24 protein-coding genes and 1 other annotated feature are annotated in these 26,487 nt (G+C 55.4%); of the genes, 17 read left to right on the top strand and 7 right to left on the bottom strand.

Going from position 1 to position 26,487, the window contains the following annotated elements; translation table 11 throughout:
• Positions 1–51: 51 nt before the first annotated feature.
• Positions 52–1,719 carry an energy-dependent translational throttle protein EttA gene (ettA, locus tag OOJ60_RS15060; RefSeq protein ID WP_042290279.1) on the bottom strand — a complete coding sequence of 556 codons (1,668 nt, stop codon included), beginning with the start codon at positions 1,717–1,719 and terminating at the stop codon, positions 52–54.
• Between the two features lie 212 nt (positions 1,720–1,931).
• Here ettA and sltY point away from each other — a divergent pair, with 212 nt between their 5' ends.
• On the top strand, positions 1,932–3,869 hold the full coding sequence (gene sltY / locus OOJ60_RS15055; RefSeq protein WP_205612796.1) for a murein transglycosylase: 1,938 nt from the start codon (positions 1,932–1,934) through the stop codon (positions 3,867–3,869).
• A gap of 56 nt (positions 3,870–3,925) precedes the next feature.
• Entirely contained in the window at positions 3,926–4,252 is a 327-nt protein-coding gene (gene trpR / locus OOJ60_RS15050) for a trp operon repressor (RefSeq protein WP_042290272.1), read from the top strand.
• 16 nt (positions 4,253–4,268) lie between these two features.
• Here the strand turns inward: trpR and yjjX are convergent, their stop codons facing one another.
• Positions 4,269–4,781 (bottom strand): inosine/xanthosine triphosphatase, encoded by a 513-nt coding sequence (gene yjjX / locus OOJ60_RS15045; RefSeq protein WP_205612795.1) that lies wholly within the window; start codon positions 4,779–4,781, stop codon positions 4,269–4,271.
• A gap of 70 nt (positions 4,782–4,851) precedes the next feature.
• On the opposite strand from yjjX, the gene gpmB reads away from it, so the two are divergent.
• Complete coding sequence (gene gpmB, locus OOJ60_RS15040) at positions 4,852–5,499, top strand: 2,3-diphosphoglycerate-dependent phosphoglycerate mutase GpmB (RefSeq protein WP_042290266.1); 648 nt, start codon at positions 4,852–4,854, stop codon at positions 5,497–5,499.
• Here gpmB and robA read toward each other — a convergent pair.
• The gene (robA, locus tag OOJ60_RS15035; protein ID WP_060570772.1) at positions 5,496–6,365 is read right to left on the bottom strand and encodes an MDR efflux pump AcrAB transcriptional activator RobA; all 870 of its coding nucleotides are present in this window, start codon (positions 6,363–6,365) and stop codon (positions 5,496–5,498) included. The genes gpmB and robA overlap by 4 nt on opposite strands.
• Before the next feature lie 211 nt (positions 6,366–6,576).
• Between robA and creA the strand changes: the two genes are divergently transcribed.
• Genes creA through creD form a run of 4 tightly spaced genes read left to right on the top strand, consistent with a single transcriptional unit; the run spans position 6,577 to position 10,591 of the window.
• On the top strand, positions 6,577–7,050 hold the full coding sequence (creA, locus tag OOJ60_RS15030) for a protein CreA (RefSeq protein WP_042290339.1): 474 nt from the start codon (positions 6,577–6,579) through the stop codon (positions 7,048–7,050).
• Between the two features lie 12 nt (positions 7,051–7,062).
• A complete protein-coding gene (creB, locus tag OOJ60_RS15025; protein ID WP_042290262.1) occupies positions 7,063–7,752 on the top strand; it encodes a two-component system response regulator CreB in 690 nt (229 codons plus the stop codon).
• Positions 7,752–9,176 (top strand): two-component system sensor histidine kinase CreC, encoded by a 1,425-nt coding sequence (creC, locus tag OOJ60_RS15020; protein ID WP_199956952.1) that lies wholly within the window; start codon positions 7,752–7,754, stop codon positions 9,174–9,176. The genes creB and creC overlap by 1 nt, the downstream gene beginning before the upstream one ends.
• A 59-nt stretch (positions 9,177–9,235) precedes the next feature.
• Positions 9,236–10,591, top strand: coding sequence for a cell envelope integrity protein CreD (gene creD / locus OOJ60_RS15015; RefSeq protein ID WP_205612794.1), 1,356 nt, complete (start codon positions 9,236–9,238; stop codon positions 10,589–10,591).
• Between the two features lie 68 nt (positions 10,592–10,659).
• Here the strand turns inward: creD and arcA are convergent, their stop codons facing one another.
• A complete protein-coding gene (arcA, locus tag OOJ60_RS15010) occupies positions 10,660–11,376 on the bottom strand; it encodes a two-component system response regulator ArcA (protein ID WP_001194359.1) in 717 nt (238 codons plus the stop codon).
• Between the two features lie 95 nt (positions 11,377–11,471).
• Here arcA and yjjY point away from each other — a divergent pair, with 95 nt between their 5' ends.
• From yjjY to thrC, 6 genes are all read left to right on the top strand, one after another.
• The gene (gene yjjY, locus OOJ60_RS15005) at positions 11,472–11,612 is read left to right on the top strand and encodes a protein YjjY (RefSeq protein WP_001541509.1); all 141 of its coding nucleotides are present in this window, start codon (positions 11,472–11,474) and stop codon (positions 11,610–11,612) included.
• A 398-nt stretch (positions 11,613–12,010) separates the two neighbouring features.
• Positions 12,011–12,697, top strand: a complete 687-nt coding sequence (locus OOJ60_RS15000; RefSeq protein WP_060570769.1) for a tRNA/rRNA methyltransferase — start codon at positions 12,011–12,013, stop codon at positions 12,695–12,697.
• A 331-nt stretch (positions 12,698–13,028) separates the two neighbouring features.
• Positions 13,029–13,094, top strand: coding sequence for a thr operon leader peptide (gene thrL / locus OOJ60_RS14995; RefSeq protein ID WP_001386572.1), 66 nt, complete (start codon positions 13,029–13,031; stop codon positions 13,092–13,094).
• Positions 13,030–13,150 (top strand) — a sequence feature (Thr leader region). Its footprint overlaps the gene before it by 65 nt.
• Before the next feature lie 25 nt (positions 13,151–13,175).
• A complete protein-coding gene (thrA, locus tag OOJ60_RS14990; protein ID WP_205612793.1) occupies positions 13,176–15,638 on the top strand; it encodes a bifunctional aspartate kinase/homoserine dehydrogenase I in 2,463 nt (820 codons plus the stop codon).
• A 1-nt stretch (position 15,639) separates the two neighbouring features.
• A complete protein-coding gene (gene thrB / locus OOJ60_RS14985; protein WP_042290253.1) occupies positions 15,640–16,569 on the top strand; it encodes a homoserine kinase in 930 nt (309 codons plus the stop codon).
• A gap of 3 nt (positions 16,570–16,572) precedes the next feature.
• Positions 16,573–17,859 carry a threonine synthase gene (gene thrC, locus OOJ60_RS14980; RefSeq protein ID WP_205612792.1) on the top strand — a complete coding sequence of 429 codons (1,287 nt, stop codon included), beginning with the start codon at positions 16,573–16,575 and terminating at the stop codon, positions 17,857–17,859.
• A 56-nt stretch (positions 17,860–17,915) separates the two neighbouring features.
• On the opposite strand, the gene yaaA is transcribed toward thrC, so the two are convergent.
• Both yaaA and OOJ60_RS14970 read right to left on the bottom strand, forming a co-directional pair.
• On the bottom strand, positions 17,916–18,689 hold the full coding sequence (gene yaaA / locus OOJ60_RS14975) for a peroxide stress protein YaaA (RefSeq protein ID WP_205612791.1): 774 nt from the start codon (positions 18,687–18,689) through the stop codon (positions 17,916–17,918).
• Positions 18,690–18,758: 69 nt separating this feature from the next.
• Positions 18,759–20,189 (bottom strand): alanine/glycine:cation symporter family protein, encoded by a 1,431-nt coding sequence (locus tag OOJ60_RS14970; protein WP_060570767.1) that lies wholly within the window; start codon positions 20,187–20,189, stop codon positions 18,759–18,761.
• Positions 20,190–20,472: 283 nt separating this feature from the next.
• Here OOJ60_RS14970 and tal point away from each other — a divergent pair, with 283 nt between their 5' ends.
• From tal to OOJ60_RS14955, 3 genes are all read left to right on the top strand, one after another.
• Positions 20,473–21,426, top strand: a complete 954-nt coding sequence (gene tal, locus OOJ60_RS14965) for a transaldolase (protein ID WP_042290242.1) — start codon at positions 20,473–20,475, stop codon at positions 21,424–21,426.
• A gap of 107 nt (positions 21,427–21,533) precedes the next feature.
• The gene (gene mog / locus OOJ60_RS14960) at positions 21,534–22,121 is read left to right on the top strand and encodes a molybdopterin adenylyltransferase (protein WP_060570766.1); all 588 of its coding nucleotides are present in this window, start codon (positions 21,534–21,536) and stop codon (positions 22,119–22,121) included.
• 123 nt (positions 22,122–22,244) lie between these two features.
• Positions 22,245–23,552: an MFS transporter gene (locus OOJ60_RS14955; protein WP_205612790.1), complete on the top strand. Its 1,308-nt coding sequence runs from the start codon at positions 22,245–22,247 to the stop codon at positions 23,550–23,552.
• Positions 23,553–23,582: 30 nt separating this feature from the next.
• Here OOJ60_RS14955 and satP read toward each other — a convergent pair whose 3' ends face one another.
• Positions 23,583–24,149 carry an acetate uptake transporter gene (satP, locus tag OOJ60_RS14950; protein ID WP_042290236.1) on the bottom strand — a complete coding sequence of 189 codons (567 nt, stop codon included), beginning with the start codon at positions 24,147–24,149 and terminating at the stop codon, positions 23,583–23,585.
• Between the two features lie 356 nt (positions 24,150–24,505).
• Here satP and dnaK point away from each other — a divergent pair, with 356 nt between their 5' ends.
• Positions 24,506–26,422 carry a molecular chaperone DnaK gene (dnaK, locus tag OOJ60_RS14945; protein WP_205612789.1) on the top strand — a complete coding sequence of 639 codons (1,917 nt, stop codon included), beginning with the start codon at positions 24,506–24,508 and terminating at the stop codon, positions 26,420–26,422.
• The last annotated feature ends 65 nt before the right edge of the window (positions 26,423–26,487 follow it).

Genomic DNA, 26,487 nt, shown 5'->3' with positions numbered 1-26,487 from the left:
TCCCTGTAGCCGGATAAGGCCTTGCGGGGTCTTATCCGGCACATTGACTGATTACTTCGCAATACGTTTATACTTGATACGCTTCGGCTCCAGCGCATCGGCGCCCAGCGTGCGTTTCTTATACTCTTCGTATTCGGTGAAGTTCCCTTCGAAGAACTCCACTTTCCCTTCGTCCTGATAATCCAGAATATGGGTCGCGATACGGTCCAGGAACCAACGGTCGTGCGAGATAACCATGGCGCAGCCCGGGAACTCCAGCAGGGCGTTTTCTAATGCACGCAGGGTTTCGATGTCCAGGTCGTTGGTCGGTTCATCGAGCAGCAGCATGTTGCCGCCAACCTGCAGCAGCTTCGCCAGGTGCAGACGACCGCGCTCACCGCCGGACAGTTCGCCCACGCGTTTGCCCTGATCGACGCCCTTGAAGTTAAAGCGACCTACGTAGGCGCGGCTTGGCATCTCGGTGTTGCCGATACGCATGATATCCAGTCCGCCGGACACTTCTTCCCACACGGTTTTGCTGTTATCCATTGCGTCACGGAACTGGTCAACGGACGCCAGCTTGACGGTTTCACCCAGCGTGATGGTGCCGCTGTCAGGCTGTTCCTGACCGGACATCATGCGGAACAGGGTGGATTTCCCCGCGCCGTTCGGACCGATGATCCCGACAATAGCGCCTTTCGGTACGGAGAAGCTCAGATCGTCGATCAGGACGCGATCGCCGTAGGATTTACGCAGGTTGCTCACTTCCACGACCTTATCGCCCAGGCGCGGTCCCGGTGGAATGAACAGTTCGTTGGTTTCGTTACGTTTCTGGTATTCGGTATTGTTCAGCTCTTCAAAGCGCGCAAGACGGGCTTTGCCCTTAGACTGACGGCCTTTCGCGCCCTGACGCACCCACTCCAGCTCTTTCTCAATTGACTTGCGACGGGCCGCTTCCTGAGAGGCTTCCTGCGCCAGACGCTGATCTTTCTGCTCCAGCCAGGAGGAGTAGTTGCCTTCCCACGGTATACCTTCACCGCGGTCCAACTCAAGGATCCAGCCCGCGACGTTATCAAGGAAGTAACGGTCGTGGGTAATCGCCACCACGGTGCCTTCAAAGTCGTGCAGGAAGCGCTCCAGCCAGGCTACGGACTCGGCGTCCAGGTGGTTTGTCGGTTCGTCGAGCAGCAGCATGTCTGGTTTTTCCAGCAGCAGGCGGCACAGCGCGACGCGGCGGCGTTCACCACCGGAAAGGTTCGCGACTTTGGCGTCCCAGTCCGGCAGGCGCAGGGCGTCTGCGGCGCGTTCCAGTTGGACGTTCAGGTTATGCCCGTCGTGCGCCTGGATAATCTCTTCCAGCTTGCCCTGTTCAGCGGCCAGTTTGTCAAAGTCGGCATCCGGATCGGCATACAGCGCATACACTTCGTCCAGACGTTTCAGCGCGCCGACCACTTCGGCCACGGCTTCTTCGATGGATTCACGGACGGTATGCTCAGGATTCAACTGCGGTTCCTGCGGTAGATAGCCGATTTTAATGCCCGGCTGCGGGCGTGCTTCACCCTCAATGTCGGTATCAATGCCCGCCATGATGCGTAGCAGAGTGGACTTACCGGCGCCATTAAGACCCAGCACGCCGATTTTTGCTCCGGGGAAGAAGCTCAGAGAGATGTTCTTAAGAATGTGACGTTTCGGCGGAACAACTTTGCCGACACGATGCATGGTATAAACGAATTGGGCCACTTTGGACTCGCCTCTTTCTCTGTCGTGATGAGTAATCGTAGTTAAAGGCGAAGTGTAGCCTTTTTCCCTCCCTAAGCCCAGCCAGCAGATCGTACTCTCAGTAAAAGTAAAAAAGTGTTCGTGACGTGGCGTAAACGGCAATGACTGGTTAGCATAAAACCATCAGGCGGCATGATGCTGCACAGAAATAATGACAAACAGAGGACGAGCTTGTGGACAAAGCCAAATCATTCACCTGGCGTTTTATTGCCGCCAGCGTATGCCTGCTTGCGGTAAGCCAGGCGGCGCGAGCCGACTCCCTGGACGAACAGCGTATCCGTTATGCGCAGATTAAGCAGGCCTGGGATAACCGGCAAATGGACGTGGTGGAACAGATGATGCCGGGCCTGAAGAATTATCCGCTGTACCCCTACCTGGAATACCGCCAGATTACAGACGATCTCATGAACCAGCCGACCATCACGGTGACCCGTTTTGTGCGCGCCAACCCAACGCTGCCCCCGGCCCGCACGCTGCAGTCGCGTTTTGTCAATGAACTGGCGCGACGTGAAGACTGGCGCGGGCTGTTAGCCTTCAGCCCTGATAAACCGAGAACCACTGAAGCTCAGTGTAATTACTATTACGCCAGGTGGAGCACCGGGCAAACGGAAGAGGCCTGGCAGGGGGCGAAAGAACTCTGGCTGACAGGAAAAAGCCAGCCGAACGCCTGCGACAAATTGTTCAGCGTCTGGCGCGCATCGGGAACCCAGGATCCGCTGGCTTACCTGGAGCGGATCCGCCTGGCGATGAAAGCGGGCAATACCGGGCTGGTGACGGTACTGGCGGGGCAGATGCCCGCTGACTACCAGACTATCGCCTCATCCATTATCTCGCTGGCTAACGATCCCAATACTGTACTGACCTTCGCCCGTACCACCGGCGCGACGGATTTCACCCGTCAGATGGCTGCCGTCGCCTTTGCCAGCGTCGCTCGCCAGGACGCCGAGAACGCGCGGCTGATGATCCCGTCGCTGGCGCAGGCGCAGCAGCTTAATGAAGAACAAACCCAGGAACTGCGTGACATCGTCGCCTGGCGACTGATGGGGAATGACGTCACTGACGAGCAGGCAAAATGGCGCGACGATGCGATCATGCGCTCGCAGTCCACTACGCTTGTGGAGCGGCGTGTGCGGATGGCGCTGGGAACCGGCGATCGTCGCGGGCTGAATACCTGGCTTGCGCGGCTGCCGATGGACGCGAAAGAGAAAGATGAGTGGCGCTACTGGCAGGCGGATTTACTGCTGGAGCGTGGGCGTGAAGCTGAAGCCAAAGAGATCCTCCATGCGCTGATGCAGCAGCGTGGCTTCTACCCGATGGTGGCCGCCCAACGTCTGGGGGAAGAGTATGTTCTGAAAATTGACAAAGCCCCGGCGAATGTCGACAACGACCTGACCCGTGGACCCGAAATGGCGCGGGTGCGCGAGCTGATGTACTGGAATCTGGATAACACGGCGCGCAGCGAGTGGGCGAATCTGGTAACCAGTCGGAGCAAAACCGAACAGGCGCAGCTGGCACGCTACGCCTTCAACAATCACTGGTGGGATCTGAGCGTGCAGGCGACGATCGCCGGCAAGCTGTGGGATCATCTGGAAGAACGTTTCCCGCTGGCTTACAACGATCTGTTTGCCCGCTATACCCGTGGTAAAGACATCCCGCAGAGCTATGCGATGGCGATAGCGCGTCAGGAGAGCGCCTGGAACCCGAAGGTGAAATCGCCGGTGGGCGCCAGTGGTCTGATGCAGATCATGCCGGGCACGGCGACGCATACGGTGAAGATGTTCTCGATTCCCGGCTACAACAGCCAGAGCCAGTTGCTCGAACCGGAAACCAATATCAATATCGGCACGCACTATCTCCAGTATGTGTACGAGCAGTTTGGCAATAACCGCATCTTCGCTTCGGCAGCTTACAATGCCGGACCGGGCCGCGTGCGGACCTGGCTTGGCAACAGCGCCGGACGTATTGATGCCGTGGCGTTTGTCGAAAGCATTCCGTTTTCGGAAACCCGCGGTTACGTGAAGAACGTGCTGGCTTACGACGCGTACTACCGCCATTTCATGGGGCAGAAAGAGACGCTGATGAGCGATTCTGAGTGGCAGAGACGTTATTAATCAGACGGGTTATGTTATGATTTGTACTCGTGTAAGAGTACAAATGGCGGCATAACATGACCCAGCATTCCCCTTATTCATCGGCGATGGCCGAACAACGTCATCAGGAGTGGCTTCGTTTTGTGGAGTTGCTCCGCCAGTCTTATACAGAAGATTTGCATCTGCCGCTGCTGCAGCTGATGCTGACGCCGGACGAGCGCGAAGCGCTGGGCACCCGCGTGCGAATTATTGAAGAACTTTTACGCGGCGAGATGAGCCAGCGTGAACTGAAAAACGAGCTGGGAGCGGGCATTGCGACGATCACCCGCGGCTCAAACAGCCTGAAATCCGCTCCGGTCGAACTGCGTCAGTGGCTGGAGCAGGTGCTGCTGAAAGACGCCTGAACCGGCCCAGAGACTATCAATACACTGCGTTGTGAAACGGGCTGAGCGCCAGAATCACCGCCTGATGATAGACGCTGGCGCGGGTCAGTTTGCCGGCGGTAAACACACCAATTGCGCCTTCTTTTCGGCCTATTTCATCGATGCCGGTATAAAGCGACATCACCGGACCGAGCGCTTCTCCCTGCCGCACTTTTTCGAGGATCGCGGCTGGCAGGGGCAGCGTAGCGGAACGCGCTTCACCGCGCTGGCTGCCGTTATCAATCACGACCCAGCTAAAGGTGGCGTCGTCATCAATACCCGCTTCAATCGCCACCCAGAAGTCGGCGTCTGGCCGCGCGTGACGCGCATTGTCTACTCGATTTCGTGCGCCAGCACGCGTTTCAGCACTTCCGAAGGGTTGTTCCGGCACGCCGCTCTCGACGGCAACGGACTCGATATGGCAGGATCCTTCGCCGAAGATCTCCTCAAATGCCTTTAGAATTGCCTGAATTTTGGCAGGATTGGTTGTTGCTGAGACGACATGGTGCATAATTAAGCTCGGTTTAAAAAATTTATCGCAGTCTGCTCAAATTATTTTGAGTATATAACGGAAAAAAAGCATGTTACAGGTATACCTTGTTCGCCACGGTGAAACGCAGTGGAACGCCGAGCGACGCATTCAAGGCCAGTCAGACAGTCCACTGACCGCTAAAGGTGAACAGCAGGCTATGCAGGTCGGTGAGCGCGCGAAAACCCTCGGCATCACCCACATTATCAGTAGCGATTTAGGGCGCACCCGCCGCACCGCAGAAATTATCGCCCAGGCATGTGGCTGCGATATCCGCTTTGACGCCCGGCTGCGCGAACTGGACATGGGCGTGCTGGAAAAACGTCATATTGATTCTCTGACCGAAGAAGAAGAAAACTGGCGTCGCCAGTTGGTCAACGGGACGGTGGATGGACGTATCCCGGATGGCGAATCGATGCAGGAACTGGGCGTCCGGGTGAATGCCGCGCTCGCATCGTGCCTTGAGCTGCCGCAGGGGAGCCGTCCACTGCTGGTGAGTCACGGTATCGCGCTGGGTTGCCTGGTGAGCACCATTCTCGGTCTGCCCGCCTGGGCGGAGCGTCGTCTGCGCCTGCGCAACTGTTCGATTTCGCGGGTGGATTATCAGGAAAGCCTGTGGCTGGCGCCGGGCTGGGTCGTGGAAACGGCAGGGGACGTGTCACATCTGGACGCCCCTGCGCTGGATGAACTGCAGCGTTAACGGCGAATCGGAATCAGGAATTCGCAGCGCAGATTGATGGGGCGGTCACCGGCTTTGGCATCTTCGGCCGGGTAGTACCGCTCGATATCCTGACCTTTGCGGCGCGTCAGATTCAGCATCGGCATACAGGTGCCGTAAACTGTCAGAATAAATTCCTGAACGCCAGTACCCAGACCTTCATAGGTAAACATTACATACTCGCCGCCGTGTAACTGCACTGGCTGCGCCGACTGTACGTAGCCGTTCGCCTGCTCAGGCGTGAGCGCGGTGGTATAAAACACCTCCTGCTCGTCGTCTTTTTCCAGGCTCGGACGCGTTTCGTTCAGGCCGTACAGCACCGGGGGAATCGCTGGGGCGTGGCCGAGGAAATCGCGCCAGAACTGGACGCGCATTTCATGGCGGAAGTCAGAAATTTGCTCAAGCGAGCAGGAATAACTCTGGGTGACGCCAACCAGCTGCGTGTCTTCCAGAGTGACGAATTTATGCTCAGGTAGGGCAAACTCGCCCAGGCGCAAAGGCGGGCGAATACCGAACGCGCTCCATTCCGGCGAACGGCGGTACAGCGCAGGCGTCTGGGAAAACTGTTTTTTAAAGGCGCGGGTGAACGTTTGTTGAGAGTCGAAGCGGTATTGCAGGGCAATATCCAGGATCGGTCGCGCCGTCAGGCGAAGGGCCACAGCGGATTTCGACAAACGCCGCGCGCGGATGTACGCGCCAATGGCGTGGCCCGTGACGTCCTTAAACATTCTTTGCAGATGCCACTTGGAATACCCTGCTTTTGCCGCCACATTGTCAAGCGACAGAGGTTGGTCCAGGTGACCTTCCAGCCAGACTAAAAGGTCGCGAATAATGCCGGCCTGATCCATAAAATTTCCTCATCCTTTCAACTACGAGCACCTGACATCAGGTACCTGGATAATAGCATTTTTTGCTGTTTTAGCATTCAGTGTTTTTTTTGCGTATAAATGCTTTTTCCGGACTTATTAACGCGGGATTATTGTAATCCTGTGATCTACAAACAGTTTATTCTACAATGCCGAATAATTACGCAGCGTAATGTTTAATAATGGTAACAATATGAAATATAAGAGCTTAGTACTTTCCTCACTTCTGCTGCTGTTGGGGCAAACGGCGCAGGCCGAGCAGATTGGTTCTGTCGATACGGTATTCAAAATATTTGGCCCGGATCATAAAATTGTCGTGGAGGCCTTTGACGATCCCGACGTGAAAAATGTGACCTGCTACGTCAGTCGCGCCAAAACCGGGGGAATTAAAGGCGGGTTAGGGCTGGCCGAAGATACCTCCGACGCGGCGATATCCTGTCAGCAGGTGGGGCCGATTGAGCTTGGCGAAAGAATCAAAAACGGCAAAGCGCAGGGCGAAGTGGTATTTAAAAAACGCACTTCTCTGGTCTTCAAGTCTTTACAGGTTGTGCGCTTTTATGACGCCAAACGCAACGCGTTGGCGTATCTGGCCTACTCGGACAAGGTGGTCGATGGGTCGCCAAAAAACGCCATTAGCGCGGTGCCGATCATGCCGTGGCGACAGTAACAAGGAAGCATTATGCAGCAGGTTTCGGTCTGGCTGGTGGAAGATGAACAGGGCATTGCGGATACCCTGATTTACATGCTCCAGCAGGAAGGTTTTCGCGTTGAAGCCTTTGAGCGCGGCTTGCCCGCGCTGGAAAAATCGCGGCAGCGTTGTCCGGATGTCGCGATTCTTGATGTCGGCCTACCGGATATCAGCGGCTTTGAACTGTGCCGACGCCTGCTGGAACGGTATCCGGCCTTACCGGTTCTCTTTCTGACGGCGCGCAGTGATGAAGTCGATCGCCTGTTAGGCCTGGAAATCGGCGCGGATGACTATGTGGCGAAACCTTTCTCGCCGCGGGAAGTGTGCGCCCGGGTGCGAACGCTGCTACGCCGGGTGAAAAAATTCTCCACGCCATCTCCCGTCGTCACTATTGGTCATTTTGAACTGAATGAACTGGCCGCCGGGATTGCCTGGTTTGGCACGCCGCTGACGCTCACGCGCTATGAGTTTTTACTGCTGAAAACGTTGCTACAGTCACCCGGCCGGGTTTACTCGCGCCAGCAACTGATGGATATCGTTTGGGCCGATGCGCAGGATACTTTTGACCGCACGGTCGATACGCATATCAAAACGCTGCGCGCTAAATTACGCGCGATTAATCCGGATCTTTCGCCTATCAATACGCATCGCGGGATGGGCTACAGCCTGAGGAGCCTCTGATGCGCATTGGCATGCGTCTGCTGCTCGGTTACTTCCTGATTGTCGCCGTTGCCGCCTGGTTTGTACTGTCGATTTTCGTGCAGGAAATCAAACCGGGCGTCCGACGCGCAACCGAGGGAACGTTGATTGACACCGCGACGCTGTTGGCGGCGCTGGCGCGCGACGATCTTCTGTCTGGCGATCCGGCGCGCGGCCAACTGGCGCAGGCGTTCACGCTGCTGCACGATCGCCCCTTTCGCGCCAATATCAGCGGTATCTATAAAGTGCGTAACGAGTACCACGTCTACATGACCGATGCGCAGGGCAAAGTGGTGTTCGACTCTGCGAATAAGGCCGTTGGGCAGGACTATTCGCGCTGGAACGACGTCTGGTTAACCCTGCGCGGACAATACGGCGCGCGCAGTACCCCACAGGATCCCGCGGACCCGGAAAGTTCGGTTATGTATGTCGCGGCGCCGGTGCTGGACGGCGGTAAAATCATTGGCGTACTGAGCGTGGGTAAGCCAAATGCGGCGATGGCGCCGGTCATTAAACGCAGTGAACGGCGGATCCTCTGGGCGAGCGCGATCCTGCTCGGTATTGCGTTGGTGATTGGCGCGGGTATGGTCTGGTGGATTAACCGCTCGATCGCCCGCCTGACACGCTATGCGGATTCGGTGACGGAAAATCAGCCAATGCCGCTGCCGGCGTTGGGAAGCAGTGAGTTGCGCAAGCTGGCGCAGGCGCTGGAGAGTATGCGTCTGAAGCTGGAAGGGAAGAATTACATCGAACAGTATGTCTACGCGTTAACCCATGAGCTAAAAAGTCCGCTGGCGGCGATCCGCGGCGCGGCGGAAATCCTGCGCGAAGGCCCGCCTCCGGACATCGTGCAGCGTTTCACCGACAACATTCTCAGCCAGAATGCGCGGATGCAGGTGCTGGTTGAAACGCTGCTGCGCCAGGCGCGGCTGGAGAACCGTCAGGAAATTACACTCTCGCCGGTGGCGGTTGACGCGCTGTTTGCGCACGTCAGCGAGGCGCGCGCCATCCAGCTCGCCACAAAGAAGATCGCACTGGAGATAATGCCATCGACATTGACCGTTGCGGCGGAGCCCGCTTTGCTGGAGCAGGCGCTGGGCAATTTGCTCGATAACGCCATTGATTTTACTCCCGAGGGGGGAACCATTACCCTGAGCGCGCGGGCGCAGGCTGATCGGGTCACGCTGACGGTTACCGATACCGGGACGGGGATCCCGGACTTTGCGCTGCCGCGTATTTTCGAGCGGTTTTATTCGCTGCCGCGCGAAAACGGGCATAAAAGCAGTGGCCTGGGGCTGGCGTTCGTCAGCGAGGTCGCGCGTTTGTTAAAAGGGAATGTTGAACTGCGTAACCGTCCGCAAGGCGGTGTGGAGGCCTCGTTCACACTTCACCGTCACTTCACATAACTTCAACATCTCCCCACATAGCGGACTTACTCTTGCGGGTATTGCAAAAGGAGAACGCTATGTTGAAATCCCCCCTGTTCTGGAAAGTCGTCACCTTAGGTGGCGCGATCGTGTTACTGCTGATCCCGCTGATGATGGTCCGGCAGATTATTGTTGAACGCGCTGATTACCGCGATACGGTGGAGGATGCCATTCGGCAGAGCACCAGCGGCCCGCAAAAAGTGGTGGGGCCATTGATTGCAGTACCCGTCAGCGAACTGTACACGGTGATGGAAGATGACAAAAAAGTAGAGCGCACCCGCAGTTTTATCCACTTCTGGCTACCGGAGTCGCTGATGGTGGAAGGCAATCAGAATGTCGAAGCACGCAAGGTAGGCATTTATCAGGGGCAGGTCTGGCATACCGACCTGGCGATCAACGCGAAGTTTGACGTTGCGCGCCTGAATGCGCTGAACAAGCCTTCGATTAGGCTGGGGAAACCGTTTATTGTGATGGGCGTCGGCGACGCGCGGGGGATTGGCGTAGTGAAAGCGCCGACGGTCAATGGCATCCCACTCGCCGTCGAGCCGGGGACGGGGTTAACCGGGAGCGGGGCGGGGATCCACATTCCCCTGCCGGATGAACAGTGGGCGACGCGCGACCTGAACCTGGCGATGTCGCTAAACTTAAGCGGAACCGGCTCTTTTTCAGTGGTGCCCATCGGGCGCAGCAGTGAAATGACGCTCACCAGCAACTGGCCGCATCCGAATTTCCTCGGTGATTTCCTGCCGGGTAAACGTGAAATCAGCCCGTCCGGGTTTCAGGCCCAGTGGCAAAGCAGCTGGTTTGCCAACAATCTCGGCGAAGAGTTTGTCGCTACGCAAAAAGACGGTTGGTACCGTTTGCCTTCGTTCAGCGTCGCCGTTGCGACACCCGCCGATCAATATCAGTTAACGGACAGAGCGACAAAATATGCGCTTTTGCTGATCAGTCTCACGTTCATGGCGTTCTTTGTCTTCGAAACGCTGACCGGAAAACGGCTTCATCCCATGCAGTATCTGCTGGTGGGGCTTTCGTTGGTCATGTTTTACCTGCTGCTGTTGGCGCTGTCCGAACACATTGGCTTTACGCCAGCGTGGATAGCGGCGAGTCTGGTCGGGGCGATGATGAATGGCGTCTATTTGCAGGCGGTGTTGAAAGGCTGGCGTATCAGTATCGTTTTCACGCTGGCTTTACTGTTGCTTGATGGGGTGATGTGGGTGCTGCTGCGCTCCGAGGATAGCGCGCTGCTGTTGGGGACGGCGGTACTGCTTTTGGCGCTGGGCGGGGTGATGTTCCTGACACGCCATCTGGACTGGTATACGTTTTCCCGTGCTAAGCCTGTGCCGCCGGTGACGCCAGATAATCAGGACGACGCATTGCGTCTCTGGAAATAAAGAGTTTTTCTTCCCGGTATAAAAAACGGCGCACAAAGCGCCGTTTTTCAATGACGGTGGTAACCCGTTTAGTCCTGCAGATCGCCGCAGAAACGGTAACCTTCACCGTGAATGGTGGCGATGATTTCAGGGGTGTCCGGCGTGGATTCGAAATGCTTACGAATACGGCGGATAGTCACGTCAACGGTACGGTCATGCGGCTTCAGCTCGCGACCGGTCATTTTTTTCAGCAGTTCTGCGCGAGACTGGATCTTGCCTGGATTCTCACAGAAGTGCAGCATCGCGCGGAACTCGCTGCGCGGCAGTTTGTACTGCTCGCCATCAGGGCCGATCAGAGAACGGCTGTTGATGTCCAGTTCCCAACCGTTGAACTTATAGCTTTCAACGCTACGACGTTCTTCGCTGACAGTACCCAGGTTCATGGTACGGGACAGCAGGTTACGGGCACGGATAGTCAGTTCGCGCGGGTTAAACGGTTTGGTGATGTAATCGTCCGCACCGATTTCGAGGCCGAGGATTTTGTCGACTTCGTTATCGCGGCCCGTCAGGAACATCAGCGCAACGTTCGCCTGTTCGCGCAGTTCACGCGCCAGCAGAAGGCCGTTTTTCCCTGGCAGGTTGATATCCATGATCACCAGGTTGATGTCATATTCAGAGAGGATCTGATGCATTTCCGCGCCATCTGTCGCTTCGAATACATCATAGCCTTCCGCTTCGAAAATACTTTTCAACGTGTTGCGTGTTACCAACTCGTCTTCAACGATAAGAATGTGCGGGGTCTGCATGTTTGATACCTAAATTGCCAACTAAATCGAAACAGGAAGTACAAAAGTCCCTGACCTGCCTGATGCATGTCGCAAATTAACATGATCGGCGTAACATGACTAAAGTACGTAATTGCGTTCTTGATGCACTTTCCATCAACGTCAACAACATCATTAGCTTGGTCGTGGGTACTTTCCCTCTGGACCCGACAGTGTCAAAAACGGCTGTCATCCTAACCATTTTAACAGCAACATAACAGGCTAAGACGTACCGGACACCCAATAAAACTACGCTTCGTTGACATATATCAAGTTCAATTGTAGCACGTTAACAGTTTGATGAAATCATCGTATCCAAATGCTAGCGTTCATCACAAATTTGCAATAATCCAACTAGTTGCACAGGAAAACTAATTAACGCAATGAATCCGATGAATGCGTTTCATTTTAAATCAAATTGTCTTAGATAAACAGCAGGATATACTGTTTCTGTTAACATAAAAAATGTTAGTAAAGTCAGGAAATAGTTTAGCGTCTTTTATTGAAGGTGAAACGGTTTTTCAGCTTTTTTCGTTAAAATTTTGTAAATTCGCTCTGCGTAATAAGTTGACATTGGTCACGTTATTCTGCGCGGGCATATCTAAAGAGTAGCTAAATGCGTATCACAATTATCCTTGTTGCCCCGGCGAGAGCGGAAAATATCGGCGCGGCGGCACGCGCGATGAAAACAATGGGATTCAGCCAGTTGCGTATTGTGGACAGCCAGGCGCATCTGGAGCCAGCAACGCGCTGGGTCGCGCATGGTTCCGGCGATATTATTGATAATATTGCTGTTTTTCCCACGCTTGCTGACGCGATTCAGGATGTCGATTTTACCATCGCCACGACCGCCCGCAGCCGGGCGAAATTCCATTACTACGCCACGCCGGCAGAACTGGTGCCGTTGCTGGACGAAAAAGCAGGCTGGATGAATCATGCTGCGCTGGTGTTTGGCCGTGAAGATTCCGGCTTAACCAATGAGGAACTGGCGCTGGCGGACGTGCTGACCGGCGTGCCAATGGTGGCGGATTATCCCTCCCTTAATCTTGGGCAGGCCGTCATGGTTTATTGCTATCAATTAGCAGGTTTAATGCAACAACCGGCTAAAAATATCGACGTATCTGATGAATTTCAGTTACAGGCGTTACGTTCCCGCCTCATGCAATTGCTGATGACCTTAGATGTCGCAGATGACCAAAAGCTGGTCGACTGGTTACAACAGCGTTTGGGACTTTTAGGTCAGCGAGACACCGCCATGCTGCATCGACTGGTGCATGATATCGAAAAAAATATCACAGAATAATTGTTTGTTAATTGTCTGGCTTGTGGTTATTTTTGCTAAAAACAAGAGGGGCTAACCTGGTTTATCGGTTAAAAGTAAACCTGACGGCAGCAGCACATGAACAAGTTTCGTAAGGTGAGTAAATCAATTATTTATTGACTTAGGTCATCAGATACTTTAACCAATATATACCCGTCATACTTCACGTTGCAGGTGTGCTCTCAGCGGTCGCCCAGCGAAATCGCTTAGCCAGGCTCATCGGACATTGTTCATTTGCCGCCTTCGTGCAACTCGACGTATTCAGGGTATAGACAAGCACAGACAGATAAAAATGACAGAGCACACAACATCTATGAAACGCATCAGCACCACCATTACCACCACCATCACCATTACCACAGGTAACGGTGCGGGCTGACGCGTACAGGAAACACAGAAAAAAGCCCGCACCTGAACAGTGCGGGCTTTTTTTTCGACCAAAGGTAACGAGGTAACAACCATGCGAGTGTTGAAGTTCGGCGGTACATCAGTGGCAAATGCAGAACGTTTTCTGCGGGTTGCCGATATTCTGGAGAGCAATGCCAGGCAGGGGCAGGTAGCGACCGTACTTTCTGCCCCGGCGAAAATAACGAACCATCTGGTGGCCATGATTGAAAAGACTATCGGCGGCCAGGACGCTTTGCCCAATATCAGCGATGCCGAACGTATTTTTGCCGAACTTCTGACTGGGCTCGCTGAGGCGCAACCGGGCTTCCCGGTGGCGAAGTTGAAAGCGTTCGTTGAGCAAGAGTTTGCCCAGATTAAACATGTACTGCATGGGATCAGCCTGCTCGGCCAGTGCCCGGACAGCATCAACGCTGCGCTTATCTGCCGTGGCGAAAAAATGTCAATTGCCATCATGGCGGGCCTGCTGGAAGCTCGCGGCCACAACGTGACCGTTATCGATCCCGTCGAGAAATTGCTGGCTGTCGGTCACTACCTCGAATCTACCGTTGATATTGCCGAATCGACGCGTCGTATTGCCGCCGGACGCATTCCGGCCGATCACATGATTCTGATGGCCGGTTTCACCGCCGGGAACGAGAAAGGGGAGCTGGTGGTGCTGGGCCGCAATGGTTCCGATTACTCTGCCGCAGTACTGGCCGCCTGCTTACGCGCCGACTGCTGCGAGATCTGGACTGACGTTGACGGCGTGTATACCTGCGATCCGCGCCAGGTACCGGATGCCAGGCTGCTGAAGTCGATGTCGTATCAGGAAGCGATGGAGCTCTCCTACTTCGGCGCGAAAGTCCTTCACCCCCGTACCATCACCCCAATCGCACAGTTCCAGATCCCTTTCCTGATTAAAAATACCGGTAACCCGCAGGCGCCGGGCACGCTCATTGGCGCAAGCCGTGACGAAGACGACCTGCCGGTGAAAGGTATTTCTAATCTCAACAATATGGCGATGTTCAACGTTTCCGGCCCTGGAATGAAAGGCATGGTGGGGATGGCGGCGCGCGTTTTCGCGGTAATGTCACGCGCCGGGATCTCGGTGGTGCTGATCACCCAGTCATCATCGGAATACAGCATCAGCTTCTGTGTGCCGCAGGCAGACTGCGCCCGCGCCCAGCGCGCGTTGCAGGACGAGTTCTATCTTGAGCTGAAAGAAGGGCTGCTGGAACCGCTGGCAGTCACAGAACGTCTGGCGATCATTTCGGTCGTGGGAGATGGCATGCGCACGCTGCGCGGGATCTCTGCTAAATTCTTCGCCGCGCTGGCTCGCGCCAATATCAATATTGTCGCAATCGCTCAAGGGTCTTCCGAACGTTCCATTTCGGTTGTTGTGAACAATGACGATGTCACTACGGGCGTCCGTGTGACCCATCAGATGCTGTTCAATACCGACCAGGTGATTGAAGTATTTGTCATCGGCGTCGGCGGCGTCGGCGGCGCACTGCTGGAGCAGCTTAAGCGACAGCAAACCTGGCTTAAGAACAAGCATATCGATCTGCGCGTCTGCGGCGTAGCGAACTCCAGGGCAATGTTGACTAACGTACACGGTCTGAACCTGGAAAACTGGCAGGCGGCGCTGGCGGAAGCGAAAGAGCCGTTTAACCTGGGACGCTTAATTCGGCTGGTGAAAGACTACCATCTGCTGAACCCGGTGATTGTCGACTGTACTTCCAGCCAGGCGGTGGCGGATCAGTATGCAGACTTCCTGCGTGAAGGTTTCCACGTCGTTACGCCGAACAAAAAGGCGAATACCTCGTCGATGGATTATTACCACCAGTTGCGTTTCGCGGCGGCGAAGTCACGGCGTAAATTCCTTTACGACACTAACGTCGGCGCGGGTTTGCCGGTAATCGAGAACCTGCAAAACCTGCTCAACGCGGGTGACGAACTGCAAAAATTTTCCGGCATCCTGTCTGGTTCGCTGTCGTTTATTTTCGGTAAGCTGGACGAAGGGATGAGCCTTTCGGACGCCACCAAAATGGCGCGCGAAATGGGCTATACCGAGCCGGATCCGCGTGACGATCTGTCCGGGATGGACGTTGCGCGCAAGCTGCTGATCCTCGCCCGTGAAACCGGGCGTGAGCTGGAGCTGTCTGACATCGTAATTGAGCCAGTCCTTCCGGAAACATTTGACGATTCCGGCGATGTCGCGGCGTTTATGGCGAACCTGCCGCAACTGGATGACGCCTTTGCCGCACGAGTGGCAAAAGCGCGTGATGCGGGCAACGTCTTACGCTATGTTGGCAACATCGAAGAAGACGGCGTGTGCCGGGTGAAAATTGCTGAAGTGGATGGCAACGATCCGTTATATAAAGTGAAAAACGGCGAAAACGCGCTGGCCTTCTACAGCCACTATTACCAGCCGCTGCCGCTGGTGCTGCGTGGTTACGGCGCCGGTAACGACGTGACGGCGGCAGGGGTATTTGCCGACCTGCTGCGCACCCTCTCATGGAAGTTAGGAGTCTAAGATGGTTAAAGTGTATGCCCCGGCTTCCAGCGCCAATATGAGCGTTGGATTCGATGTGCTCGGGGCGGCCGTAACGCCGGTTGATGGTTCACTGTTAGGCGATGTGGTAACGGTTGACGCGGCGGAAAGCTTCAGTCTGCAAAATCGCGGCCATTTCGCCGACAAACTGCCGACCGAGCCACGCGAAAACATTGTGTATCAATGCTGGGAGCGTTTCTGCCAGGAGTTGGGTAAACCGATCCCGGTGGCGATGACCCTGGAAAAGAATATGCCGATTGGCTCCGGTTTAGGTTCCAGCGCCTGTTCTGTGGTAGCGGCGCTGGTGGCGATGAACGCGCACTGCGGAAAGCCGCTGAACGATACCCGGCTGCTGGCGATCATGGGCGAGCTGGAAGGCCGTATCTCAGGCAGTATTCATTACGATAATGTGGCGCCGTGTTTTCTCGGCGGCATGCAGCTGATGATTGAAGAAAACGGCATTATCAGCCAGCAGGTGCCAGGCTTTGATGAATGGCTGTGGGTGCTGGCTTATCCGGGCATTAAGGTCTCTACGGCGGAAGCGCGCGCGATTTTGCCTGCGCAATATCGTCGTCAGGACTGCATCGCCCACGGGCGGCATCTGGCGGGTTTTATTCATGCCTGTTATTCCCGTCAGCCAGGGCTGGCGGCAAAACTGATGAAGGACGTGATTGCCGAGCCGTACCGCGAGCGTCTGCTGCCTGGCTTCAGCCTGGCGCGTCAGGCGGTGGCGGAAATCGGCGCGCTGGCGAGCGGGATTTCCGGATCAGGGCCGACACTGTTCGCGCTGTGCGATAAGCCGGATACCGCACAGCGGGTGGCAGACTGGCTTGAGAAAAACTATCTGCAAAATCAGGAAGGCTTTGTTCATATTTGCCGGCTGGACACGGCAGGCGCACGGGTATTGGGATAATTAATGAAACTCTACAATCTTAAAGATCATAACGAACAGGTTAACTTCGCGCAGGCCGTCACGCAGGGGCTGGGCAAAAATCAGGGGCTGTTTTTTCCGCACGACCTGCCGGAATTTAGCCTGACAGAAGTCGATGACATGCTGAACCAGGATTTCGTCAGCCGGAGCGCGAAGATTCTTTCCGCTTTTATTGGCGATGAGATCCCGCAGGCGATCCTTGAAGAGCGCGTGCGCGCCGCGTTTGCCTTCCCGGCGCCGGTCACACAGGTTGAAGGCGACGTCGGCTGTCTGGAGCTGTTCCACGGCCCAACGTTGGCGTTTAAGGATTTCGGCGGCCGGTTTATGGCGCAGATGCTGACCCAAATCAGCGGCGACAAGCCGGTGACCATTCTGACGGCGACATCAGGTGATACTGGCGCTGCCGTGGCCCATGCGTTTTACGGTCTGCCGAACGTGCGCGTCGTTATTCTGTATCCGCGCGGCAAGATCAGCCCGCTACAGGAAAAACTGTTCTGCACCCTCGGCGGCAACATTGAAACCGTGGCGATTGATGGCGATTTCGATGCTTGTCAGGCGCTGGTGAAGCAGGCGTTCGATGATGAGGAACTGAAAGTCACGCTGGGGCTGAACTCGGCGAACTCGATCAATATCAGCCGTCTGCTGGCGCAGATTTGTTATTACTTTGAAGCCGTCGCGCAGTTGCCGCAAGACGCGCGCAATCAGTTGGTCATCTCTGTACCGAGCGGAAACTTTGGCGATCTGACGGCGGGCCTGTTGGCGAAGTCGCTTGGCCTGCCGGTGAAGCGCTTTATCGCGGCGACCAACGTCAATGATACCGTACCGAGATTCCTGCAGGAGGGCAAATGGGCGCCGAAAGCGACGCAGGCGACTCTGTCGAACGCCATGGATGTCAGCCAGCCGAACAACTGGCCGCGCGTTGAGGAGCTGTTCCGTCGTAAGATCTGGCGTCTGAATGAGCTGGGCTATGCCGCAGTGGATGATGAAACCACCAAAGAGACCCTGCGTGAGCTCAAAGCGAAGGGATATACCTCGGAGCCGCACGCGGCGGTAGCGTACCGCGCCCTGCGCGATCGCCTGAATCCGGGCGAGTACGGTCTGTTTCTCGGTACGGCGCATCCGGCGAAATTTAAAGAGAGCGTGGAAGCGATCCTGGGCGAAACGTTGGATCTGCCGAAAGCGCTGGCGGAAAGGGCCGATCTGCCGCTGCTTTCCCATTCGCTTCCGGCGGATTTCGCCGCTCTGCGTAAGCTGATGATGAGCCGGAGATAATCGCGGCTGTATCTGCAATGTCTGATGGCGGCGTGCCGCCATCAGACCATCGCTCATTACTGCTCGTGGCGCTTAAACACCAATTCGCCATCCCCTGATGCGGCTTCATCAAAGAAATAGCCTTCACGATTAAAACCGGTCAATTGTTCCGGTTTCGTCAGGCGATTTTCAATAATGTACCGGCTCATCAGGCCGCGCGCTTTTTTGGCGTAGAAGCTGATCACCTTAAACTTGCCGTTCTTCTCATCAAGAAACACCGGCTTGATTAATTCTGCATTCAATTTCTGCGGTTTCACCGATTTAAAGTATTCGTCCGACGCCAGATTGATAATCACCCGGTCTCCCTGCGCCGCCAGCGCGTCGTTTAGCTTGTTGGTAATCACGTCGCCCCAAAACTGATACAGGTCTTTCCCTCTGGCGTTTTGCAGACGAATCCCCATTTCCAGACGGTACGGCTGCATCAGATCCAATGGGCGCAGGACGCCGTATAACCCTGACAGCATACGTAAATGCTGCTGGGCGAACTCGAAATCCGCGTCGCTGAAGGTTTCCGCCTGCAAACCGGTATACACATCGCCCTTAAACGCGAGAATAGCCTGGCGGGCGTTTTCCGGCGTAAAGTCGGGCTGCCAGTCATGAAAGCGGGTGGCATTCAGATCGGCAAGTTTATCGCTGATGCCCATCAGCTTGCCGATTTGCGGCGCCGACAGCTTGCGCGCCTCATGAATAAGCTGCTGGGCGTGATCCAGCAGCTCGGGTTGCGTAAAGCGCGTTGTCGCCAGCGGGCTTTGATAGTCGAGGGTTTTTGCAGGTGAAATCAGAATCAGCATATCCAGTCCTTGCAGGAAATTTTCTGCGACTTTAGCAAAAAACGCGACAGAGTTGATCGATAGTTGCGATTAGTTCCGTGGGATATCGTCCCAGGCATCCGGCGCCAGCTGCGGTTCAATATCCGGGTACCGTAGCGGATCGAAGACGGGACGCACGCCCAGTTTACGCTGGCGTAAATAATCGCTGGCGAGGGTATGCACCACCGGCGACAGCAGCAGAATCGCGGTCAGGTTGGTTATCGCCATGCAGGCCATGATGATGTCGGCAAGTTGCCACAAAACGGGGAAACTCATCAGCGTCCCGGCGATCACCGTAGAACAGGCAGCAAACCGCAATGTCCAGATGGCCCGCCGGTTATCCATTCGCAGAAAGAACAGATTGTTCTCGGCATAAATGGTGTTCACCACGATCGAACTAAAGGCAAACAGCGTCACCACAATGGCGACAAAATCGCCACCCCACTCGCCAACCAGCGCGCTCATCGCTTTCTGGATCAACTGTATGCCTTCCATCGGCGCATAGGTCGTGCCGTTGCCAGCCAGCAAAACCAGCATGGCGGTGGCGCTGCAGACCACCAGCGTGTCGATAAAAATGCCGATCATCTGTACGATGCCCTGGGCTGCGGGGTGCGGCGGCCAGGAGGCTGCCGCGGCGGCGGCATTCGGCGTTGACCCCATTCCGGCTTCATTAGAAAACATGCTGCGCTGAAAGCCGCTGGTAAGGGCCTGGCTCAGCGTGTACCCTGCCGCGCCGCCTGCGGCTTCCTGCCAGCCAAACGCGCTCTGCACGATGGACAGTACCACGTCAGGGATCAGGTCGATATTGATTGCACAGACCACCAGGCTGGTCACCACCCATAGCAGCGCCATCATCGGAACAAACCACTGCATCATTCGCGCCACGCCCCGGATGCCCCTGACGATAACCAGCAACGCGGCGCCGGCGAGGACCACGCCGCTGACCAGGGGCGGGAAATCAAACGAAAAATGGAGCGCGCGCGAAACGGCGTTTGCCTGCACGCCATTGAAAATCATCCCATACGCTATCAGTAAAAAGAGGGCGAACAGCACGCCCATCCAACGCATGCCTAAACCGCGCGCCATATACCACGCCGGACCACCGCGAAACTGGCCGTGGCGATCGCGCTCTTTATACAGTTGGGCAAGGGCGCTTTCGGCGAAGGAGGTGGCCATGCCGATAACGGCAGCGACCCACATCCAGAAAACCGCGCCCGGTCCGCCGGCGGTGATCGCCAGCGCGACGCCGGACAGGTTGCCGCTCCCTATCCGCGCGGCAAGACTGGTGCATAATGCCTGAAATGAGGTTAGCCCGCCCGGTTGCGGGTTCACGCTGTTTTTCAGACTTCTGCCAAACTGGCGGATATAGCGAAATTGAACGAATCCAGTGCGCCAGGTAAACCAGCAGCCTGCTCCAAAGAGCAGGTAGATCATGACCGATCCCCAGAGCACGTCGTTGATAAATGAAAAGAAGTCAGGCATTAACATCCCTCTTGTTGCTGCCGGTACGCTTTAACAATCCCGTGTAAGCGTTACCAATTGTCGAATAGTATATACGCTGCTGGACAACGGGTAGCGGGCATCAATCATACATGAGGTTGAGCGCACGAATCGCGCGTGACATCAAGACAAGCGCTGAAAATTGACCCTGGCGGCGCGACGGGGATAACCGCATTGTCTGCGGTTGCGCTGACACTGCGTCGTGTTATCATCAGGGCAGACCGGTTACATCCCCCTAACAAGCTGTTTAAAGAGAAACACTATCATGACGGACAAATTGACCTCCCTTCGTCAGTTCACCACCGTGGTGGCCGACACCGGAGACATCGCGGCAATGAAGCTGTATCAGCCGCAGGATGCCACAACCAACCCTTCTCTCATTCTTAACGCAGCGCAGATCCCGGAATACCGCAAGTTGATTGATGACGCTGTTGCCTGGGCTAAGCAGCAGAGCAGCGACCGCGCGCAGCAGATTGTTGACGCTACCGATAAGCTGGCGGTCAACATCGGTCTGGAAATCCTCAAACTGGTTCCGGGCCGTATCTCCACGGAAGTGGATGCGCGTCTGTCCTACGACACCGAAGCGTCTATCGCTAAGGCAAAACGCATCATTAAGCTCTATAACGATGCGGGCATCAGCAACGATCGCATTCTGATTAAGCTGGCTTCCACCTGGCAGGGCATCCGTGCCGCTGAGCAGTTGGAAAAAGAGGGCATCAACTGTAACCTGACGCTGCTGTTCTCCTTCGCTCAGGCGCGCGCCTGTGCTGAAGCGGGTGTTTACCTGATCTCCCCGTTTGTTGGTCGTATTCTGGACTGGTACAAAGCCAATACCGATAAGAAAGAGTATGCTCCGGCAGAAGATCCGGGCGTGGTTTCCGTAACGGAAATCTACGAATACTACAAACAGCACGGCTACGAGACGGTAGTAATGGGCGCAAGCTTCCGCAATATCGGCGAAATCCTTGAGCTGGCAGGTTGCGATCGCCTGACGATCGCTCCGGCGCTGCTGAAAGAACTGGCTGAAAGCGAAGGCGCTGTTGAACGTAAACTGTCCTTCTCTGGCGAAGTGAAAGCGCGCCCGGAACGTATTACCGAGTCTGAGTTCCTGTGGCAGCACAACCAGGATCCAATGGCGGTGGACAAACTGGCGGACGGTATCCGTAAGTTTGCCGTTGACCAGGAAAAACTGGAAAAAATGATCGGCGATCTGCTGTAATCATTCCGCGTGACCGGATCCCCGGTCACGCGACCTCTCTCGTCCTCTGTCTGAAAATCCCCTCTGCGTGTATCATTCCCTAAATGCATCAGTTGAATGGAATGAATATGAATACCTTACGCATCGGCTTAGTGTCGATTTCTGACCGCGCGTCCAGCGGTGTTTATCAGGATAAAGGCATCCCGGCTCTGGAAGAATGGCTGGGCAAAGCGCTGACAACGCCGTTTGACGTGCAGACGCGTTTAATTCCCGATGAGCAGGCCATTATTGAGCAGACGCTGTGCGAACTGGTCGACGAAATGAGTTGCCACCTGGTGCTGACTACCGGCGGTACCGGTCCGGCGCGTCGCGACGTCACGCCGGACGCGACGCTGGCCATTGCCGACCGCGAGATGCCCGGTTTCGGTGAACAAATGCGGCAGATTAGCCTCCACTTTGTACCGACAGCGATTCTCTCGCGCCAGGTTGGGGTGATCCGCAAACAGGCGCTGATCCTCAATTTGCCGGGCCAGCCGAAATCGATTAAAGAGACGCTGGAAGGGGTCAAAGCAGCGGATGGCAGCGTGGTGGTCGCGGGTATTTTTGCCAGTGTACCGTATTGTATACAGTTGCTTGACGGGCCTTACGTCGAAACAGCAGCGGAAGTTGTAGCAGCATTTCGTCCGAAAAGCGCGCGGCGCGAAACAAATAGCTAAATTATATGTTTTTGTGACATAAGCATCGGCAAATCTGGCGTGTTGATTTATTTACGTTAAAGTAAGGTTTACTTTACAAGGGCGATGCGCGATCGCCCAATCACGCCTTAATGATGGTTTGCTATGTCACAACATGCCCGATCTTTGAATCGTCAGGACTATAAAACGCTGACGCTGGCCGCTCTGGGCGGCGCGCTGGAGTTTTACGACTTCATTATCTTCGTCTTTTTTGCCGCCGTTGTTGGTGAGCTGTTTTTCCCGGCAGACATTCCGGAATGGCTTCGTCAGGTGCAGACCTTTGGTATTTTTGCCGCAGGCTATCTGGCGCGTCCGTTAGGCGGCATCATCATGGCGCATTTCGGCGATCTGGTCGGGCGCAAGAAAATGTTCACTCTGAGCATCCTGCTGATGGCGGTGCCCACGCTGGCGATAGGTCTGTTACCGACTTATGCCGCGATAGGCATTGCCGCGCCGCTGTTATTGTTGCTGATGCGCATCCTGCAAGGGGCGGCGATTGGCGGTGAAGTGCCGGGCGCGTGGGTGTTTGTCGCCGAACATGTGCCGGAACATCGTATCGGCATTGCCTGCGGCACGCTAACGGCGGGGCTGACGGTGGGTATCCTGCTCGGCTCAGTGGTGGCAACACAGGTCAATACCCATTTTTCTTCCCAGGCGGTCCACGACTATGGCTGGCGCATTCCTTTCCTGCTCGGCGGTGTATTTGGCCTGGTGGCGATGTACCTGCGCCGCTGGTTACAGGAAACGCCTGTCTTTCTGGAAATGCAACAGCGTAAAGCGTTGGCGCAGGAGTTACCGGTGAAGTCGGTGGTGGTCAGGCATCAGAAAGCCGTCATCATCTCAATGCTGCTGACCTGGCTGCTCTCTGCGGGTATTGTGGTGGTCATACTGATGTCGCCGGTCTGGCTGCAAAAACAGTATGGACTGGCTCCCGCCCTGACGCTCCAGGCCAACAGCGTGGCGACCATCATGCTCTGCGTCGGCTGCCTGCTCTCCGGCTACCTTGTCGATCGCGTCGGCGCCAGCAAAACCTTTATTGTCGGCAGTGTTCTGCTGGCCTGTTCCAGTGGGCTCTTCTATCACCTGGCGGGTGAACACCCGGCGCGATTATTTCTTTTATACGGGCTGGTGGGATTGTGCGTAGGCGTGGTCGGCGCTGTGCCATACGTAATGGTACGCGCGTTCCCTGCGGAGGTTCGCTTTTCCGGCATTTCGTTTTCGTACAATGTTTCCTACGCCATTTTCGGCGGCCTGACGCCCATTGCGGTGACGTTGCTAATGAACGTATCGCCAATGGCCCCGGCATGGTATGTGCTGGCGCTGTCGCTGGTAGGGCTAGGACTGGGAATTTGGTTGCGGCAGGATAGGTGTTATCACAACACGGACATACAGGCTGAGCTACAACGGCAGTGAGAGTATCCCCCCAGGCGGGGGGATAAATGATTAATGCGCGTCGCCGATTGGCAAAATGGTGCGGCCAAACTGCTCGTTCAGCACTTCACCCATCGCCAGGTAAATTGCGCTGGCGCCGCATACCAGACCGACCCAACCTGCGATGTGGATCACCGCTTCGCTGCCGCCGATGTTGCCGACAGCCAGCAGGGCGAACAGAACGGTCAGGCTCAGGAAGACGAACTGCAGCGCGCGTGCGCCTTTCAGCGTACCGAAGAACATAAACAGCGTGAAGACGCCCCACAGACCGAGGTATACCCCGAGGAACTGCGCATTCGGCGCGTCGGTCAGACCCATTTTCGGCATCAGCAGAATGGCGACCAGCGTCAGCCAGAAGGCGCCGTAAGAGGTGAAGGCGGTTAAGCCGAAAGTGTTGCCTTTTTTGTATTCGAGCAGACCGGCAAATATTTGCGCGATGCCGCCGTAGAAAATTCCCATCGCGAGAATAATACCGTCAAGGGCGAAGAAACCCGCGTTATGCAGGTTAAGCAGAATGGTGGTCATGCCGAAGCCCATCAGGCCCAGCGGTGCCGGGTTAGCCAACTTAGTGTTGCCCATAAATCCTCAAAAATCATCATTGATTGAATGGTGAAATAGTTTCCCCGAAAAACGGTTCCGCGTTCGGGGCGCGGCATAATAATCAGGGGCGAGGTGGCTGTCTATGATCTCATCAGGGGAAACGGCGTTATTTTTGACGTGATTGACATCACAACTCCGTCGGAGGCTTTTTTCTCATCAAAAGCAAAAATTTTTTTCATTCCCCCCTTGATGAAGTGGGTTACGACCCCACTTAGTAGTCAACCGCAATGGCGAGTCTGAAAAAAAACGATTCAGGGGTAGTTGAAACCGCACGTTTCGCCCTTATTACAGACTCACAACCACATGTTGACCGAATTTTTAGTGGAGACGTTTAGATGGGTAAAATTATTGGTATCGACCTGGGTACTACCAACTCTTGTGTAGCGATTATGGACGGCACTCAGGCACGCGTGCTGGAGAATGCTGAGGGCGATCGCACCACGCCTTCTATCATTGCATATACCCAGGATGGTGAAACTCTGGTTGGTCAGCCGGCTAAACGTCAGGCAGTGACAAACCCGCAAAACACCCTGTTTGCGATCAAACGCCTGATTGGCCGCCGCTTCCAGGACGAAGAAGTCCAGCGCGATGTTTCTATCATGCCGTACAAAATCATCGGCGCCGATAACGGCGACGCGTGGCTTGATGTGAAAGGCCAGAAAATGGCGCCGCCGCAGATCTCTGCCGAAGTGCTGAAAAAAATGAAGAAAACGGCGGAAGATTACCTGGGTGAGCCGGTAACGGAAGCGGTTATTACCGTACCTGCATACTTTAACGATGCTCAGCGTCAGGCAACCAAAGATGCTGGCCGTATCGCAGGTCTGGAAGTCAAACGTATCATCAACGAACCGACCGCAGCGGCACTGGCTTACGGTCTGGATAAAGAAGTTGGCAACCGTACTATCGCGGTCTACGACCTCGGTGGCGGTACCTTCGATATCTCTATTATCGAAATTGACGAAGTTGACGGCGAAAAAACCTTCGAAGTTCTGGCAACCAACGGTGATACCCACCTGGGTGGTGAAGACTTCGACAGCCGTATGATCAACTATCTGGTTGAAGAATTTAAGAAAGATCAGGGCATTGACCTGCGTAATGACCCGCTGGCCATGCAGCGCCTGAAAGAAGCGGCGGAAAAAGCGAAAATCGAACTTTCTTCCGCACAGCAGACCGATGTGAACCTGCCGTATATCACCGCAGATGCCACCGGTCCGAAACACATGAACATCAAAGTGACGCGCGCGAAACTGGAAAGCCTGGTCGAAGATCTGGTGAACCGTTCTATCGAGCCGCTGAAAGTTGCGCTGCAGGACGCTGGCCTGTCCGTATCTGATATCAACGACGTTATTCTCGTTGGTGGTCAGACCCGTATGCCAATGGTGCAGAAGAAAGTGGCTGAGTTCTTTGGTAAAGAACCGCGTAAAGACGTTAACCCGGACGAAGCCGTGGCTATCGGTGCTGCCGTTCAGGGCGGTGTATTGACCGGGGATGTGAAAGACGTTCTGTTGCTCGACGTTACCCCGCTGTCGCTGGGTATCGAAACGATGGGCGGCGTCATGACTGCGCTGATCAGCAAAAACACCACCATCCCGACCAAGCACAGCCAGGTGTTCTCTACTGCAGAAGACAACCAGTCTGCGGTAACCATCCATGTGCTGCAGGGTGAGCGTAAACGCGCGTCTGATAACAAATCTCTGGGTCAGTTCAACCTGGATGGTATCAACCCAGCGCCGCGCGGCATGCCGCAGATCGAAGTCACCTTCGATATCGATGCTGACGGTATCCTGCACGTTTCCGCGAAAGACAAAAACAGCGGTAAAGAGCAGAAGATCACCATCAAGGCATCTTCTGGCCTGAACGAGGAAGAGATTCAGAAAATGGTTCGCGAAGCAGAAGCGAACGCAGAATCTGACCGTAAGTTCGAAGAGCTGGTTCAGACCCGCAACCAGGGCGACCATCTGCTGCACAGCACGCGTAAGCAGGTAGAAGAAGCAGGCGATCAGCTGCCGGCTGACGATAAGACGGCCATTGAGTCTGCGCTGAGCGGCCTGGAAACGGCGCTGAAAGGTGAAGACAAAGGGGCTATCGAAGCGAAGATGCAGGAACTGGCGCAGGTTTCCCAGAAACTGATGGAGATCGCCCAGCAGCAGCACGCACAGCAGCAGGCAGGCTCCGCTGACGCTTCCGCAAACAATGCGAAAGATGACGATGTTGTCGACGCTGAGTTTGAAGAAGTGAAAGACAAAAAATAATCGCCCTTTGAACGGGTAATTACTGGCACGGGCGAAGAGGTTTCCTCTCCGCCCGTGCACGCATG

This window comes from Citrobacter sp. R4, assembly GCF_026719175.1.
Lineage (GTDB): Bacteria > Pseudomonadota > Gammaproteobacteria > Enterobacterales > Enterobacteriaceae > Citrobacter_A > Citrobacter_A sedlakii.
Note: the sequence above shows the minus strand (reverse complement) of the source record. Positions and strands in the feature narration are given on the sequence as shown.